Genomic DNA, 17,321 nt, shown 5'->3' on the forward strand with positions numbered 1-17,321 from the left:
TAACCACACCAGTTTTAGTGTTTCCCCCATAATCTAAGCTTAGGCAGAGCTATGCACTAAAACTGACTCTCATTGATTAAAACATCTCAAACACTGGTCTAATCACTATACAAAACATGTATTTATGATAATCTTCATTAGCCAACTAAAAGGACACTTAGTGCTGAGGAATACATGGAAAGACACATCTCCCAAATGATCATGACTTTAGTCGCTATTACTACAGCACTTTTTTGCGGTTTATCGCATGCCAATGATGTTTTAACTGAGTTAAAAAACTACGCTAGTACCCATTCTGCTGAACAAAGCATTGCTCACCTCAATCAATTCGATTTGGATAACAGTGGTTTTTCAGCTGAAGATAAAGCCAAATTTTATTTTCAATACGGGCAGTTGTTTGAACAAACCCGCCAACTCGATTTATCAATAGCCAGCTATGATAAAGGCATTTCATATGTTGAATCGCTTCCTGTCACTGACATTCTTATCGACAGCCATCTTGAGCGATCTTTTGCCAATTACCTTAAAACCAATGACCCTGCGGTCTATTGTATCGACAGAGTCAAAGCACTTGATTACGCAAGGCAGCACAATAATATGGAGCTGCTCACCAAAACCCTTACCCAAAATGCTTTTTGCTATGAAGACGCGAGTAACTTTCATATTGGTATTGCGTTACTCGATGAAGCATTAGCCATTGTCGATAAAAGCGATCATTTGAACGCTAACCGTAAAGCCATGATTTATAATGCCACAGGTAGCCTATATCGTAATATAGGTATGCACCAACAAGGTTATGATAATTTTGAAAAAGCCTATCAAACCTGGCAAACTATCAACGATAAACAAGACATGTTTAACATGCTACATAACATGTTTAGCCAGAGTATTAAATTGAGTAATTGGATACAAGCTCAAGCAAATGTCGACCAACAGTTTCAATTAGCCCATGATGCTCCAGAATTTAAAGATTTATATTTTTTTGCCAATTTAAATGCCGGGAGATTAGGATTAAGAACCTACGATTTTCAGCAAGCGATATTTCATTTAAACAAAGCTATCGAACTCAAGCACACCACTCAAGAACATTACTTTATTAGCAGCAGTTATTTGTTTCTCGCATTAGCCTATATGCGAAACGGTCAGGCCATACAAGCTGCCGAAATGGCACATTTATTTAAGCAAGATGGATCGTTTAGAGCTGACAAAAGTGAAATGATTTTAAAAGCTGATGCCATTATAGCTTTTGGCAATAAAGATTATTTAACAGCAACCAATTTGTTATTTAAATTGATTGATGAAGAGCGTGAAAAAAATCAAAGCATGTTAAATAATGAAGTCATTAACTCCGCATTAAAGCATCAAAACAACGTGACCGAATTTGAAAAACAATTGTTAGTAAATAAACTGGCAATCAATGAACTCAAATTAGCGGCCATTCGAGATAAAGAACACATCAACGATTTAACCCTCACCATCATCGCGCTACTGGCATCAACTCTGGGTATTTTGCTGATATTTTTCCTCAACACTTATAAAAAGCGCTCTCAAACTGATTTTTTAACAAAAATTGCTAACAGAGGTTATACCTATATCAAAGGCGAGCAACTTGTTAAGCGCTGTATTAAAAAGAATAAACCTGCATCGGTGATCATTTTTGATATTGATAATTTTAAAGAGATCAATGATAAGTATGGTCATCATATTGGCGACTTAGCCATAAAGTCGCTAGCAAATAAAGCCAAAAGCAGCATCAAAAAACAAGATTTAGTCGGTCGTATAGGCGGAGAAGAATTCTTAATTGTGCTACCCAATACCTGTGAACAAGAAGCGGTAGCGATTTCGGAACGCCTCAGAAACAGCATTGCCGAAAAAACCTTTATCTTCGGAGACATAAAAATTAACTTTACCATTAGCTTGGGCGTATCAGAAATTGAGCCATCGTCCTCTGCACTGCAAGATCTTGTAATGCAAGCGGATAAGGCCTTATATCAAGCCAAGTTTTTCGGTAAAAATAAAGTCTATTTAGCTAGACAATGTGCTTAACTCCATGAGGAACAAGCAAGATACTCGGTTAAATCATCACCAGCATTTCTTTAGAGGTCCAATATCAGGGTTAATTGCTTCCTATTTTCAGAGTAAATTCTGTTAAACTAAGCAGCAAAGCTGATTATTGGAACGCGAATGTTAGGTACTCTGTCAAAACTTAAAACAACACTAAATGATGTCAATGAAGTGCAATATCAATTGCCCGTAGGTGATGCACTTGTTGCCCTTAACCCATTAATAGGTAAATCGCTAACTTTAACCCACACGGGTAATATTTTTTGTTGTAATTGTGGGAAAAAAACCAAAAAAAGTTATTCCCAAGGCCACTGTTATGTGTGTATGCAAAAGCTTGCTAGCTGTGATATGTGCATAATGAAACCAGAAACCTGCCACTTTGATCAAGGCACTTGCCGCGAGCCGGAATGGGCGAAAAGTCACTGCTTTGTTCCACATTATGTCTATTTATCAAATACTTCCGGTATCAAAGTGGGTATCACCCGTCATAGCCAAATTCCGACACGCTGGATTGATCAAGGTGCCACCCAGGGACTCCCAATATTCAAAGTGGCGACACGTAAATTATCTGGACTAATCGAAATTGAATTAGCTAAATTCATTAATGATAAAACGCACTGGCAAGCCATGCTTAAAGGTCATAACGATGATGTGGATTTAGTGTCCCAGGCGGCAACGCTTATTCCTTTAATAGAACAAAAACTACAACAGATTGCAGCGCAATATGATGATGTTGTGATAGAGCGCTTAGACTCGAATATTCAGGCTATTCAATATCCTATTGAGCAATTTCCAGTCAAAGTTAAGTCGCATAATTTTGATAAAGTGGCTGAGGTCAGCGGTATTTTACAAGGTATTAAAGGCCAATATTTATTGTTTGATACTGGCGTGATTAATATTCGCAAGTTTGGATCATACGAAGTTGAAGTTAGCCACGACAGCATTTAATTCTGCAGGTTGCCAAATCGGTAAACAGTCATAAAGGTGTGCCTTTTTGCGATTGAAATACCAATCAGTATAACTGATGACATAATTATACTGATTGGTAATATTCAAAGACTACCTAGACGGAATCGCGCTCAGCATCACTTTGGATAAATCATCAAATCGCTCCGCTCTTTTATCAACACTTTTATTATGATCAATAAATCCTTGAGCCAATACCCGCCAGTAAGGCTCTTTAACTAAAGGATTAAAAAACGCTATCAGCACAGAGCCTTTCTCGAGATTGTTATCAACGCCATGTGTTGACAAGCCTGGCACTAACCCTGCTTTAGCTAATATCTCTGTATCACTCATTTCAGACTCTAATGCCATGCCAAATCCAATCAGCATTTGCGGAGAGTCAGTCAAAGCCACTTGTGTATAACCCTTTGCAGCCATCACTTTATTAACAGATTGACGCAAATGGTCACGTAATGATTCTTCATCTTGTTTATTTTTAGTATGGACAGAAAACATAGTTTGATGCCAAGCATAGGTTGCTGACACTAGCGAAACATCGCCACTGGTCACCATGGTGATTCGGTTTGCAAGGGCTGGCTCAAGGTCCTTGGTTGTACAGGCCGAAACGATAACAAGGCACAAACTGAAGATAACTCGATTTACATTTTTTAACATCAATAACAATCCTTTATAATGACATTTTTAAGATAGTGAACAAACATTTATAAAGCTTGACGCTGTTGGCTGATTAGGTATTTTTGCGATAAAGTTATCAATGAGAACTGCACAAATATAGTGCAGCCAATTCGTAACAATAAACAGTCACACACTGTAAAAACAACCTTAAAATTTACACAGTTCCTCATAATAAGCTAACCCGTTCAATCCGAGATAACAACGTTTAATTCAATCCGCAAACTCGCTACACATTTTATTAGATTGTCATTAAGTAACCCGCTAGAATGCCTGCCATCATAATTTATTATTTGAGTAAGCTTACAGCACCATGGAACTGATCTTTGCCATTGCTTTATTTGCTTTTTCTTCAGGTATCACTCCTGGTCCTAATAACATCATGTTGATGACTTCTGGAGTTAACTTCGGTATTAAGCAAAGTGTGCCTCATCTGTTAGGTATTAGCCTAGGCTTTCCCGCAATGATCCTTGCGGTAGGTTTAGGTATGAGCGCGGTATTTCAAGCCTATCCTATACTGCACACAGTGATTAAAGTCCTTGGTATAATTTACTTATTGTATCTTTCATGGTTGATTGCTAATAGCAGCAGTAAAATGGAAGGAAAAAAAGTCAGTAAGCCTTTTAGTTTCATTCAAGCCGCTGCATTTCAATGGGTTAACCCTAAAGGTTGGATTATGGCAGTTGGCGCTATTGCTACCTTTACTTCGGTGAATCAAGCTCTTACCCCTCAAATTATCACTATTGCCAGCGTGTTTTTATGCGTAGCTTTTCCCTGTGCGATTGTATGGTTAAGTTTTGGCGTTGCTTTAAAACGTATTTTAAAGAATGAGCGTCAACAGCGTATTTTTAACGTCAGTATGGCAATATTACTAGTCGCATCCATTATTCCAATGGTCATTCCAAATCACTAATGCTTTAGGCCCAATTATGACTGATCTTCACCCTTGCATCGCGGAATCTGAAAACTGGGTCAAACAAGTAATTATGAAGTACAACATCTGCCCCTTTGCTCGACGGGAAGTTGAACGCAGCAGTATACGATATCACGCCTGTGAACAAACAAAAGTCAAAGCTGTGCTGCAAGCATTTATCGGCGAATGCAAACTGCTTGAAAAAACGCCAAAAATTGAAACAACGCTATTCATTTTACCGCGGGGCTTTGAAGGCTTTTATTCGTATCTTGATCTGGTTGATTCTGCCAACGATATATTAGTGCAACATGACTTTGAAGGTGTTTTTCAGATTGCCAGTTTTCATCCAGACTATTGTTTTGATGGCGAACCACAGGACAGTGCTGCAAATTATACCAATCGTGCGCCCTACCCGACCTTACATATTATTCGTGAAGCAAGCATGGAATTAGCCTTGGCTAGTTATGATGACCCAGAATCAATTCCACAGCGAAATATCGCGTTTGCAGAGCGTAAAGGAACGGACTTTTTCATCAAATTACTTGAGCAGTGCAAGCGTTAATAGATTCTAATTAGTTATAGATTAACGAAAGTGATTATTAATCTTCAGAAACAACTAAGGGCTGCAAAGCAGCCCTTAGTTGTTATCAACGTCTCACATCAACAGCTTAGAAAGCTTCATTCACATTAAAATAAAAGCCTGAATCACCTTTACCATAAGCCAAATCTAAGCGTAAATTCACTTTAGGCTTCACTTCTAAACGGTAACCAACACCCATGTTAGGCAGAAGATGGTCAAAGCTTAACTCATCAATTGAGTCTGCAATCGTGCCGGTGCCACAAAACCATGTAGCAATAGAATAGCGGGCGCAGAGGTGTCGCCACCTTGCCAATAATGTAGCTCACCGCCCTCTTTTAGCGCGATTTCTTGCCGTTCAAACCCTGCATTAGCGACTGTGCGTTGTTGATGGTGATCAACAACACCAACAATGCTACAACCACTCAGTAGAATAATGAATAAGCTAACACCGATGAGTTTTTTCAACATCAAAATCTATAACCTATGCCAGCCATAAAGCTTTTACGTGTCCCTAAACCACCTTCGAGTAAAAGATCAAAACCTTTTCCAAGTGTGATTTGGCCGCCAATCAAGCCATTCCATTTATTAGCTAGATGTTGGTTCACTTCAAATTTTCCACTCGCGATAGGTACGCCAATGTCGGCCAAATTGCCACTAAAGTTTTGCTCCACATCTTGGTACATAGCACCAATCCATACCTGAGTGTTATGGTTAGCTATTTTAAATTGATAGCCAACACGCGGTGAAACCACGATTGAACTAATTTCCCCATCCAAAATATCTAAATCGGTATTGGTGTAATTAACATCAAGTAAAGCAAACCAATTGCCAATCCCACCTGCGATCGTGCCCCCTCCGCCATAGGTTAAGCCTTCAAAGTCTAGAATAAAATCAAATGGAGCTGATTCTACAGGTTTAAATGGCGGTGGTAATGCAAGGTTTACCGTCACATTAGCAACACTGCTGCCTTTGGTTTTACCGATAATGCCGTAAAAATTTAAAAACGGTAGCACCCACATATCGGCGCGAAACGTCGTGGTATCCGACTCTTGAATTGCTTCACTGCCTTTAATCGAGACGAGATCATCAACAAGTCCTAAGCCGGAAAAGGTTACACTCTCAACCACCAAAGGCTGTTCCATGGTCATATAGGTCGCGCCAAAACCAAACGGCAAAGGTAGCTCATACCCCCTGTCTATCGCTTCTTGAGCCCAAACAGGAAAAGTTCGCTCATACTTTTTGGGCACTTCAATTTCGCTATCGTTCGCGAAACATAAGCTAGGAAAAAATACGATGGCTGAAGCCAAAGAAATCTTATACATAAATACCTTATACGGCAGAATTGAGATTAAATAAGAACCCAATGTGCCAATAAAAGGCTCAAATTTGTGTTTGTTGTTATGAAATTTGATTCAATAAGTGCTATCTAAGAATAACCAAAGCTTAAATTATGTGAATTATTACCTAATATCAACATCCGGCTATTCATAGTTGAGATACTTAAAAATATTTAGCTAAAAATAACAAAGGCATAAGCTGATGTTGTTGGCTTAGAAAATGATTATTTATAAGAAAATACTTTTGAACTCACAAATAAACAACATCTTCCGCATCAAAAAACCAAGCACTTTACTGAGACGCTGGTTAATAAACATAATAAGCTATTAACGCAGTAAAATGGCCAACAAACACTGTCAGAAGGGTTCGGCTAAAGCGAATTAAGCTTTGGTTAGTTATCCTATTAAGTGACTTTTCAGTACCACTGATTAAAATAATAACCCTTTGATATTATTATGAATAACTTACACTGGTTAATTTAATTACAAAGACCTGTTTTCGGTGGTAAGCCCATAGAGATGCTTGCATCATGAATAAGATACATATCGCTGGATTAATAAGTATCTGGACATATTGATAATTAGAAGCAAAGGTGCAAATAATCAGCGCGATATAGGCTTTTAATTACGGGTAAACTTACTTTTAAACCAGTCAATAGTGGCAATTTGTTTGGTTTGTGACAAACCAAAATAAATACAAATCCACGGAGAAATCAGTAAAAACCACGGCAGTCCCGCGGTTGATCGCCCGCTAAATAGAAGGTATAGAAAGCCGCCGTACATTACGATGACGCCTAATATGCCTACCACCAGCATAACCTTTTTAATCCACAGCTCTAACATTGAAATGTTCACTTTTCGCCCTTTTTTAAAAGTATCAATACTCACAGCAAAAAGCCGAGCTAAGCTCGGCTTTGTGTAACGATAATACCACGCTTAAGATTACAAGCGAATACCGCCATCAATTTCAAATACACGACCGTTTACATAGTCGTTTTCAATAATAAAACGCACAGTAGAAGCTATTTCATGAGCTTCACCTAAACGTCCTACTGGTACCATTTTCTCTAAACGCTCTAACGCTTCAGGCTTCATGGCTGCGGTCATTTCGGTAGCAATAACACCAGGAGCAACTGCCGCTGCGCGAATATTGTAACGAGCTAACTCTTTAGCCCAACCTACTGCCATTGCCGCTACTCCCGCCTTTGAAGCAGAATAATTGGACTGCCCCATATTGCCGGCTTTGGCTAAGCTCGAAATGTTGATGATCACGCCTTGCTGAGCGGTTTCAATCATGACTGCAGCGGCTTCACGACCACATAAAAAGGTGCCGGTTAAATTAACGTTGATCACTGACTGGAACTTTTCAAAAGACATACGGTCAACCACTTTACCGTCTTTAGCCTTAACCATTAGTCCATCACGTAAAATACCAGCGTTATTGATTAACACATTAATATGACCAAAGTCTTCACGAATAAAATTAAAACCCGCTACTACATCTTCTTCGTCGGTAATGTCAAACGCATAGCCTTGCACTTCAGTCGTGGCACCTAAATCAGCACACGCTTGCTCAAGTTTTTGTTGGTCTACATCGATAAGCGCCAATTTTGCACCTTGGGCCGCTAAATCATGCGCCATGGCAAGACCCAATCCACCCGCGCCACCTGTGATGACGACAACCTTATCTTTTAATTCCATTACCGGATCCTTTTACTTTTTATTTTGATTTGCAAACTGTTCAAAAATGCTCGAGAAATCAAGACGACCATGGCCTTGTCGAGCATGGTTAACATACAAACTACGCGCTAATGCGCCCATTGGTGTACTTGAGTTTGAAGCTAACGCTGCCTGTTGTGATAAGCCTAAGTCTTTCACCATTAAGTCAACCATAAAGCCGCCTTGGTATCCTTTTGATGATGGCACATTATCCATCACATTTGGACAAGGGTTATATTTTTCCAGCGTCCAGTTTCCGCCGCTGCTGACTTTCATGATATCAGACAATACTTTGGGATCTAAACCGTTATCTATGCCTAATTGCAAAGACTCGCTAGTACCGACCATCAACACTGAAAGCAGCATGTTATTACAAATTTTAGCAATTTGTCCTGCGCCTACCTGACCAGCATGGAAGATATTTGCGCCCATCACAGTTAATACCGTTTGTGCTTTAGCATAAGCAACATCACTGCCGCCACAAATAAAGGTTAACGTACCGGCTGCAGCACCTGCTGTGCCGCCAGATACTGGAGCATCCATAAATTCAATGCCATTTTCTGCCGCTTTAGCACCGACGATTTGTGCCGTTTGCGCATCAATGGTTGAGCAATCAATTAATAAGGTGTCTTTGCCGACAACATCTAATAAACCTTTATTATTGTCATCACCAATGTAGATACTTTGAACATGCTTGCCCGCGGGTAACATAGTAATGACATAGTCGGCTGATGCCGCTGCGCCACACGCTGTTTTGGCGCTTAATGCGCCTTGGTCGGTTAAGGCTGCTACGGCCTGTGGATTTAAGTCAAACACAGTTACCGTTATGCCAGCTTTAATTAAATTAGCCGCCATTGGGCCGCCCATATTACCAAGTCCGATAAATGCTACTGTTGCCATGTTTAATTCCTTTTAAAAGTCTTTTAATGGGTGATGATGAGCTTGCCAAGGTGACGTTAATAATGCGGCAAGCGCATCATCGGTGACTTGTGTTACATCATTAAATCGCCATTGTGGATTGCGGTCTTTATCAATTAACAGTGCGCGCACTCCCTCACAAAAATCGCCATGGGCGCAACAATTTACACTGATCCCTAGCTCCCATTTAAAACAGTCGGCTAAACTTAATTCAGTGCCTAATTGTGCCTGGGCAAACACCAAGTGCCAGCTTAATGGGCTGCCTGCTAAGGCGGTTTTTTGGGCGCGCTTTAGCCAGTCTAATTCTGTTTGCAAGCTGGATAATTGATAATGCACATCTTCAATATCGCCAGACATTAATAAATCGATTTGCTGTTGAAATGCTTCTAGTGGGCTGTCGCCAATTTCAACGCTAACGTTATCTTGCATGACATTTAATAACTGCGTCAGCGCCTGATGGTTCACCTCAGTTTTATCATTCCAATGAATGTCAGCTAAGGCATCAAATAAAGGCTCTTTATCATCGCTGGCTAAAAAGTGATTACCAACATTGACGTATAAAGCATCTGCAGCATTCATGTTGTAGGCTGTTAACCCTAAAAACAGGCCAATTTTACCTGGCATGCGATTTAAAAAATAACTGCCGCCCACATCAGGATATAAGCCGATAGTGACTTCAGGCATAGCAATTCGGCTACGTTCAGTGAGCACGCGATGAGAACCGCCGGCCATTAAACCTAAACCGCCGCCCATCACAATACCATCTCCCCAAACTAAAACAGGTTTACCGAACTGATGCAGTAAATAATCTAGTTGGTATTCTTGGGTGAAAAAATCACAGGCTTCGTCGGTCATTTTATGCGGATTAGCAATTGAGGCATGGTAAATAGCCCGTACATCACCACCCGCACAAAACGCTTTATCACCGCTGCCATCAAGCACTACCAAGGCAATATTCGCATCAGTTTGCCATTGTTTTAGCTGCTTGGTCATGGCCTGCACCATGTTAATGTTCAATGCATTAAGGGCTTTTTCAATATTTAAGGTCACAACCCCAATCGACTTGCCCGATAATGTGCCAAGGGTTTGAAAAATTACATCTTGAGTCATTAGGCATTCTTCCAATTCGGTTTACGTTTTTCAAGAAAGGCATTTACGCCTTCAGCTTGATCTTGGGTATCAAACAAACCCACAAATAATTCACGCTCTAACGGCAACGCCTGTTTGCAAGGCATAGTGCGTCCGGCTTGAATGAGGGTTTTACACACTGCCACACTACTCGGTGATTGCTTAGCCACTTTTGCAGCTAATGCAAGTGCCGCATCGAGTGCTTGCCCCTGTTCAAAGACCTCTTCAACCAACCCGATTTTTTCAGCTTTAGCCGCGTCAATGCGCTCACCACATAAAATCATCCGTTTTGCCCAGCCTTCACCCACCAAAGCGGTTAAGTTTTGCGTACCACCCGCACAGGGTAATAACCCTACCGTCGCTTCTGGCAATGCCATTTGCGCTTGTGCTTCAGCAATACGAATATCACAAGCTAATGCCACTTCTAATCCACCACCCATGGCATAACCATTAATGGCGGCAATTGATACGCCTCTAAATGCACTGAGGGTTTCGAATGCCTCACCAAAATGTTTGGCCATGGTAGCCGCATTGCCTTTGTCGCCATCGGCAAACAAATTTAGATCGGCACCAGCAGAGAAAAACTTCTCGCCCTGACCAGTGATCACTAAGGCATAGATATCTTTATTTTCATTCAGTTCAAGTACTTTGGCTTTCAGTGCTTGTAAACTGGCCGCGGTCCATGTGTTGGCCGGCGGATTGTTCATTTTTATAATGGCAGTGTTGCCATCAATTCGTACCCAAATGGCATCTGTTGCTGTGGTATCGGTTGTCATGATGTAAACCTTAATCGTCTGCTGAAATTATCTCGTCTGCGCTAATTCGCCCCTATTGATGAATAGAATGGCTTAACGAATAGGATGGGCGTTTTCATCCAGCAGACGACGGGCAATAATTAACCGCATAATTTCATTGGTACCTTCAAGAATTTGATGCACGCGTACATCACGGAAATGACGCTCAAGTGGGTATTCTCGAATGTAACCATAGCCACCATGAATTTGCAGCGCCGCATCACAGACCTGAAAACCAACATCAGTGGCAAAGCGTTTCGCCATAGCACAATATGCACTTGATTCTGGGTCTTGGGTATCCAGCTTAAATGCCGCTAAACGCACCATTTGCCTTGCAGCAACTAAATCGGTAGCCATATCGGCTAATTTAAATTGTAATGCTTGAAACGCCGCTAACGGCTTACCAAACTGCTTACGCTCATTCATATACTGAGTAGCGCGATCGAGTGCTGATTGTGCTGTACCAATTGAACACGTGGCAATATTAATCCGCCCGCCATCTAAGCCTTTCATGGCAAAAGTAAAACCTTGGCCTTCTTCGCCTAACAGATTGGCAACGGGAACTCGCACGTTTTCAAAACTAATTAGTCGTGTAGGTTGAGCATTCCAACCCATTTTGTCTTCGGCTTTACCGTAGGTCACACCGACAGCATCCGCCGGAATAGCGATAGCAGAAATCCCTTTAGGCCCAGCTTCACCCGTTCGGCACATCACCACTAACAACTCGGTTTCACCGGCGCCTGAAATAAACATTTTTGAGCCGTTAATGATGTAATCATCACCTTCGCGCACAGCTTTAGTTTGCAATGAGGCGGCATCACTGCCGGCACCTGGCTCTGTAAGGCAATAAGAGGCTAATAGCTGGCCGGTTGTTAAGCCTTCAGACCATTGACTGCGTAGGGTTTCTGTTCCCCAGGTAGTGACCATCCAAGTAGCCATATTATGAATTGTTAACATGGCGGTTGTGGCGGTACAGCCGTAGGATAACTCCTCAAATATGATCGAGGCATCTAAACGAGATAGCCCCATGCCACCTTCTGACTCTGGCGAGTACAATGAGCAAAAACCTAACTCGCCCGCTTTTTGGATAACATCTTTAGGGAAGTGATGCTCTTCATCCCATTTAGCGGCAAACGGGGTTAATTCATCGGCTGCGAATTGACGGGCAAGATCGGCAAACTGGCGTTGATCTTCATTTAAATTAAAATCCATTGAGGGGCTCCTACTTTGTTCTGACTGATGACTCTTGGGTCATTTATTGGCAGGCGAACACAAGTGTAGCCTGCCATAAGGTCTTGTTTTCTTATTACTTGAATCACTACTTGAGATTGATACTCATATTTGGACCAGATACCGCGTCGGTTTCAAACCAACGTGAAGTAATGGTCTTGGTCTCAGTGTAAAAACGTACGGCTTGCTTGCCATACGCATGCTGGTCGCCATAGAAACTGCCTTTCCACCCCGTAAATGAGAAGAAAGGTAAAGGCACAGGAATTGGCACATTAATACCCACTTGACCGACTTCAATTTCATGTTGGTATTTACGTGCAGCACCGCCAGATGCCGTAAAGATTGAGGTACCGTTTCCGTAAGGGCTGTTATTCACTAGCTCAATGGCATCGTCTAAGCTGTCTGCTTCCATACAGCATAAAACTGGGCCAAAGATTTCTTCTTTGTAAATGCTCATGTCTGTTGTGACTTTGGTAAACATGGTTGGGCCTACCCAGTTACCCGACTCATATCCTGCAACAGTAAAATCGCTGCCATCAAGTAAACATTCAGCGCCTTCTTGTTTACCTTGTTCAATCAGGCTTAACACGCGCGTTTTAGCTGCTGGGCTGATAACAGGACCATAGGCCGCTTCAGGGTCATTCCACAAACCTGGACGCACTTTAGCCAGCGCTTCTTTTAACTCAGGGATCCACTCTTTTGCTTTACCCACAAATACCGCAACTGAAATCGCCATACAACGCTGGCCCGCCGCGCCCACTGATGCGCCCACTAAGTTATTAATCACTTGTTGTTTACTGGCATCTGGCATGATCACGCAGTGGTTTTTAGCACCTGCAAATGCTTGTACGCGTTTAAGGTTATCGGTACCCGTTTTGTAAATATATTGGCCAACGCCCACTGAGCCGACAAATGAAATCGCTTTAATGGCAGGATCGCGCAGTAAAATATCAACCGCCACTTTATCACCGTGAATCAACTGTAATACGCCTTTAGGCGCGCCAGCTTCAACAAACAATTCAACAAGACGTTGTGGGGTCATTGGATCTTGTTCTGAAGGCTTTAAAATAAAAGTATTACCGCAGGCTATAGCAAGAGGGAACATCCATAACGGGATCATCGCAGGGAAGTTAAAAGGCGTAATACCTGCACACACTCCTAATGGCTGGGTGTAGCTGTAGGTATCAATGTTACGAGCGACGTTTTCAACGGTTTCGCCCATCATTAATGAGGCAATGTTACAAGCATGCTCAGCCACTTCAATACCACGCCACACATCACCTTTGGCATCTTCGAACGTTTTGCCGGTTTCTTGGGCTAAAATAGTCGCGATTTGATCGTGGTTTTCTTTCAACAAATGCTGATAACGCAACATCACTCTTGCACGCTCAGAAACAGGCACTTCTTTCCAAGTTTTAAACGCTTCTTTTGCACTGTGAATGGCTTGTTCAACTTCAGCAGGAGTTGCTGCATTGATTTTAGCAATCACACCATTATTGATAGGGTTCGTGACGTCGATATTGTGAGTACCTTTACCAACAGTGAACTCGCCATCAATATAATGTTTTACTTGTGTGGTCATAATATTTCCCTTCGAACCAGATTAAATCGGGGTAAGCATTAATGGCGATGATGTTGTATTTGTCCCAATCACTATGTGTCGGGTTATTGCTCATTAATGCTTGTCTTGTTGAACGTTAGTTTGTCGCTTTATACTTCAATCGCCATAGCAACGGCTTCACCGCCGCCAATACATAATGATGCGACACCACGATGTAAGCCGCGGGCTTTTAATGCATGAATGAGTGTCACTAACAAGCGCGCACCTGAACAACCAATAGGATGACCTAATGCACATGCACCGCCATTAACGTTGACTTTATTGGCATCTAAACCGAGTTCAGAAATAGCTAACATGGTGACCATGGCAAAGGCTTCATTAATTTCAAATAAATCAACATCATCTTTTGTCCAATCCACTTTACCAAGCAATTTGTTCATCGCGCCGACAGGTGCTGTAGTGAACATGGCTGGCTCTTGTGAATGGGTAGTGTGACCTTTGATGGTAGCTAAAACAGTTAAGCCTAAATTGGCAGCATTTTCTCGTGTCATCAGTAATAAAACCGCAGCACCATCAGAAATTGAGCTAGAATTAGCCGCAGTGATCGTACCGTCTTTGGTAAAGGCAGGACGTAAACTTGGAATCTTTTCAGGACGGGCATTACCTGGTTGTTCATCGGTGTCGACAACAACATCACCACGACGATCGCTTACCGTAACAGGAGTAATTTCAGCCTTAAAAGCGCCGGAGTTAATCGCGTTGTTGGCTTTTTCAAGCGAGCTAAGTGCAAACGCATCCATTTGCTCACGGGTTAAGCCATAATCATCTGCCGTTTTTTGTGCAAATGTCCCCATTGCACCACCGGTATAAGCATCTTCAAGGCCATCTAAAAACATATGGTCCATCACTTTGCCATGACCCATACGCATCCCGCTTCGCGCTTTATCAAGAAGGTACGGGGCCTGACTCATGCTTTCCATGCCACCAGCGATAACGATATCGCTGCTACCGGCTTTAATTAAATCATGGGCTAGCATCACGGTTTTCATTCCTGAGCCACAAACTTTATTAACCGTAGTAGCGCCAACAGAAAGCGGTAAACCAGCCCCTAATGTAGCTTGACGAGCTGGTGCCTGGCCTAAACCCGCTGGCAACACACAACCCATTAACACTTCATCAACGCTAGAAGAAGCAATACCACATTCGGCAAGTAAACCTTGAATAGCGGCAGCCGCCAAGGCTGGGGATTTCACTGCGGACAGTGAACCTTGGAAGCCACCCATTGGGGTACGCTTTGCTGCAACAATGACAATATCTTGGCCCTGACTGCTCATATAAAAACTCCATTCAACAAACTGACAAATTTAATAACATTAACCCACTTTGACGTTTACGCGAACGTAAAGCAAGCAAATATGAAACGTCAGAGTAGAAGAATTTTGATGCTAATTGTCAGTGAAGATTTACACTTGAAAGGATTTACCGTTATGACAAGGGTTTTAGCGAATTGAGTTGAGTATCGCCAGCCATCAATATTTGCAGATATAGGAGAACAATTTGCTTTATTGTCGGATGTGCCAAACTCCACTATTGTTCAGGGTGAGATCGCGAATACTTTTCGCTCAATTAGTGGAAGTTTATTAATCGAATATCAACTGCATGGACGCAGTTATTCTTTTATATTTGGGCCATCATGGATGATTTCACGGCGTTTCGTTTAATAAACGTTCACAAGCTGTATGAAATACAATCACTCATGCGGTAGCCCTGCACTATTGATTACGCGTTCTGTATTTTAATAATTTAAAATAAAACAGGCATTAGCAGGTTTTATACCTTAATAATATTTTTAGCCTAAAGTTTTGATACTTACACAATGTTTGCACATTTATTGTATATAATCTTTCTACTCATATAATCAAACCATTATTCGCTCCGATTTTAGCGATCAGATTAATGTCGTAGAGGAGCCCTAATTCTATGAATATTCAAAATAAGCTGTTTTTTATTTTGTTTGGTTTGAGTGTTGCTTTGATAGCAGCCTTGATGATGTTAGTGCAAAGCAGCATAAATAAGGGCATGCAGGAATACGTAAACAATAAAGAGATTGAACGATTACAGCCAGCAATAAGCGAACTTACCACTATCTATCAAAAAGAGGGTAGCTGGGCCAGTATGGACGGTAAACATAATCGATTCCTTCATATAATCGAAAGCGTCCAAGAAGACAACACACCGCCTCCTCGTCGAGAAAAGCAACCAAGAAGAGCATCACCACCTCCCAATGCTGACGCTTCAAGAATGCCGCCACCAAAGCATAGACAACCTCCTAGACGCCCTCATTTTGCACTACTCGATTTAAACGGTGAGCTAGTTGCGGGGAAAAATATTTTTGCTGACGAGTTTATAGAAATCCCAATAACACTGAATAACAAAACCATTGGTTTCCTTTTAACGGCTAAATATGACCGACTTACAGAAGGTTATGAATTTGACTTTATTAAGCAACAAAAGCAGTTTTTGTGGGTGATTGCGTTAATTGCCATCTTCTTCGTGGCAACTGTGACCATAGCGTTATCTCGTCATTTAGTTATCCCCGTTAAGCTAATCGCTAATGGAATTCATAAACTAACCTTGGGTGAGTACGATCAAAGCATTCATTTGAAAAGAAAAGACGAACTAGGAGATTTAAGCAAAGACTATAATGAATTGGCGATGACCCTATGCGAAAGTGAAAAGTCTCGAAAGCGGTGGCTGGCAAACATTTCTCATGAATTGCGCACCCCAGTGTCAATTATTAGAGGTGAGCTAGAAGCAATGCTAGACAACATTCGTCCATTGACAAAAAATAATATCAGCTCTGCTAATGATGAAGTCATTCACCTTCAGCGATTAATTGAAGATCTACATCTACTAACGACAGCAGATGTGGGTGCGGTACGTTATCAAAAATCATCGCTTAGCTTAAATAACTTGCTCAGTGATGAATCAGAAAAGTTCGCAGGCTATTTAGCAAACGCAGGTATTTCTTTAACCACAGCGTTTTGCCCTCAACAATTAATCATTAATGCAGACAAAACTCGACTCAACCAACTGCTAGAAAATATTGTCAATAATGCGATTAAGTATTCCAAAGCCAGTCAGCTGAAAATATCCCTCAATTTGACAGTTCATGACCGAATTGATAGGGCAATAATTATTATTGAAGATGATGGTGTTGGTGTAGAAGATAGGCATTTAAAGCACTTGTTCGACTATCTCTATCGAGTCGATGACGCTAGAAACAGAAAAGACGGTGGAACCGGATTAGGTTTGTCCATATGTCGGCAAATCGTCGATGCCCATCATGGAAGTATCAGCGCTAATCACTCAACGATGGGTGGCTTAGCCGTTGAAATTATCCTTCCAATAACCCATAACGATTAGAAGATCTGTCGCC

The 17,321-nt window shown here is 41.5% G+C and carries 16 protein-coding genes; 5 read left to right on the forward strand and 11 right to left on the reverse strand.

Translation table 11 applies throughout. The features are described from left to right. Window positions 1-174 precede the first annotated feature (174 nt). Both NE535_RS00835 and NE535_RS00840 read left to right on the forward strand, forming a co-directional pair. Window positions 175-2,046 (forward strand): GGDEF domain-containing protein, encoded by a 1,872-nt coding sequence (locus NE535_RS00835; RefSeq protein ID WP_261296800.1) that lies wholly within the window; start codon window positions 175-177, stop codon window positions 2,044-2,046. Between the two features lie 138 nt (window positions 2,047-2,184). Beyond that, complete coding sequence (locus NE535_RS00840) at window positions 2,185-3,012, forward strand: DUF2797 domain-containing protein (RefSeq protein WP_261296801.1); 828 nt, start codon at window positions 2,185-2,187, stop codon at window positions 3,010-3,012. 111 nt (window positions 3,013-3,123) lie between these two features. Here the strand turns inward: NE535_RS00840 and NE535_RS00845 are convergent, their stop codons facing one another. Beyond that, on the reverse strand, window positions 3,124-3,684 hold the full coding sequence (locus NE535_RS00845) for a DUF4136 domain-containing protein (protein ID WP_261296802.1): 561 nt from the start codon (window positions 3,682-3,684) through the stop codon (window positions 3,124-3,126). A 331-nt stretch (window positions 3,685-4,015) separates the two neighbouring features. Between NE535_RS00845 and NE535_RS00850 the strand changes: the two genes are divergently transcribed. Beyond that, window positions 4,016-4,615, forward strand: a complete 600-nt coding sequence (locus NE535_RS00850; protein WP_261296803.1) for a LysE family translocator — start codon at window positions 4,016-4,018, stop codon at window positions 4,613-4,615. 16 nt (window positions 4,616-4,631) lie between these two features. After that, window positions 4,632-5,177, forward strand: a complete 546-nt coding sequence (locus tag NE535_RS00855; protein ID WP_261296804.1) for a DUF1415 domain-containing protein — start codon at window positions 4,632-4,634, stop codon at window positions 5,175-5,177. 240 nt (window positions 5,178-5,417) lie between these two features. Here NE535_RS00855 and NE535_RS00860 read toward each other — a convergent pair whose 3' ends face one another. From NE535_RS00860 to NE535_RS00905, 10 genes are all read right to left on the reverse strand, one after another. Then, window positions 5,418-5,663, reverse strand: a complete 246-nt coding sequence (locus NE535_RS00860; protein WP_261296805.1) for a hypothetical protein — start codon at window positions 5,661-5,663, stop codon at window positions 5,418-5,420. Next, a complete protein-coding gene (locus NE535_RS00865; protein ID WP_261296806.1) occupies window positions 5,663-6,517 on the reverse strand; it encodes a virulence protein in 855 nt (284 codons plus the stop codon). The genes NE535_RS00860 and NE535_RS00865 overlap by 1 nt, the downstream gene beginning before the upstream one ends. Before the next feature lie 636 nt (window positions 6,518-7,153). Continuing rightward, a complete protein-coding gene (locus NE535_RS00870) occupies window positions 7,154-7,375 on the reverse strand; it encodes a hypothetical protein (RefSeq protein ID WP_261296945.1) in 222 nt (73 codons plus the stop codon). 99 nt (window positions 7,376-7,474) lie between these two features. Beyond that, a complete protein-coding gene (locus tag NE535_RS00875; protein ID WP_261296807.1) occupies window positions 7,475-8,233 on the reverse strand; it encodes an SDR family oxidoreductase in 759 nt (252 codons plus the stop codon). A gap of 12 nt (window positions 8,234-8,245) precedes the next feature. Next, complete coding sequence (gene mmsB / locus NE535_RS00880; protein ID WP_261296808.1) at window positions 8,246-9,151, reverse strand: 3-hydroxyisobutyrate dehydrogenase; 906 nt, start codon at window positions 9,149-9,151, stop codon at window positions 8,246-8,248. A 12-nt stretch (window positions 9,152-9,163) separates the two neighbouring features. After that, complete coding sequence (locus NE535_RS00885; RefSeq protein ID WP_261296809.1) at window positions 9,164-10,279, reverse strand: enoyl-CoA hydratase/isomerase family protein; 1,116 nt, start codon at window positions 10,277-10,279, stop codon at window positions 9,164-9,166. Then, complete coding sequence (locus NE535_RS00890) at window positions 10,279-11,073, reverse strand: enoyl-CoA hydratase (RefSeq protein WP_261296810.1); 795 nt, start codon at window positions 11,071-11,073, stop codon at window positions 10,279-10,281. Before NE535_RS00890 ends, NE535_RS00885 begins: the two co-directional genes overlap by 1 nt. 72 nt (window positions 11,074-11,145) lie before the next feature. Further along, window positions 11,146-12,303 carry an acyl-CoA dehydrogenase family protein gene (locus NE535_RS00895; RefSeq protein ID WP_261296811.1) on the reverse strand — a complete coding sequence of 386 codons (1,158 nt, stop codon included), beginning with the start codon at window positions 12,301-12,303 and terminating at the stop codon, window positions 11,146-11,148. A 106-nt stretch (window positions 12,304-12,409) separates the two neighbouring features. Further along, on the reverse strand, window positions 12,410-13,903 hold the full coding sequence (locus NE535_RS00900) for a CoA-acylating methylmalonate-semialdehyde dehydrogenase (protein WP_261296812.1): 1,494 nt from the start codon (window positions 13,901-13,903) through the stop codon (window positions 12,410-12,412). Between the two features lie 128 nt (window positions 13,904-14,031). Continuing rightward, a complete protein-coding gene (locus NE535_RS00905) occupies window positions 14,032-15,216 on the reverse strand; it encodes a thiolase family protein (protein WP_261296813.1) in 1,185 nt (394 codons plus the stop codon). 646 nt (window positions 15,217-15,862) lie between these two features. On the opposite strand from NE535_RS00905, the gene NE535_RS00910 reads away from it, so the two are divergent. Next, the gene (locus NE535_RS00910) at window positions 15,863-17,308 is read left to right on the forward strand and encodes an ATP-binding protein (RefSeq protein WP_261296814.1); all 1,446 of its coding nucleotides are present in this window, start codon (window positions 15,863-15,865) and stop codon (window positions 17,306-17,308) included. Window positions 17,309-17,321: the final 13 nt, after the last annotated feature.

Origin of the sequence: Shewanella holmiensis, from assembly GCF_025370255.1 — a bacterium.
Taxonomy (GTDB): Bacteria; Pseudomonadota; Gammaproteobacteria; order Enterobacterales; family Shewanellaceae; genus Shewanella; species Shewanella holmiensis.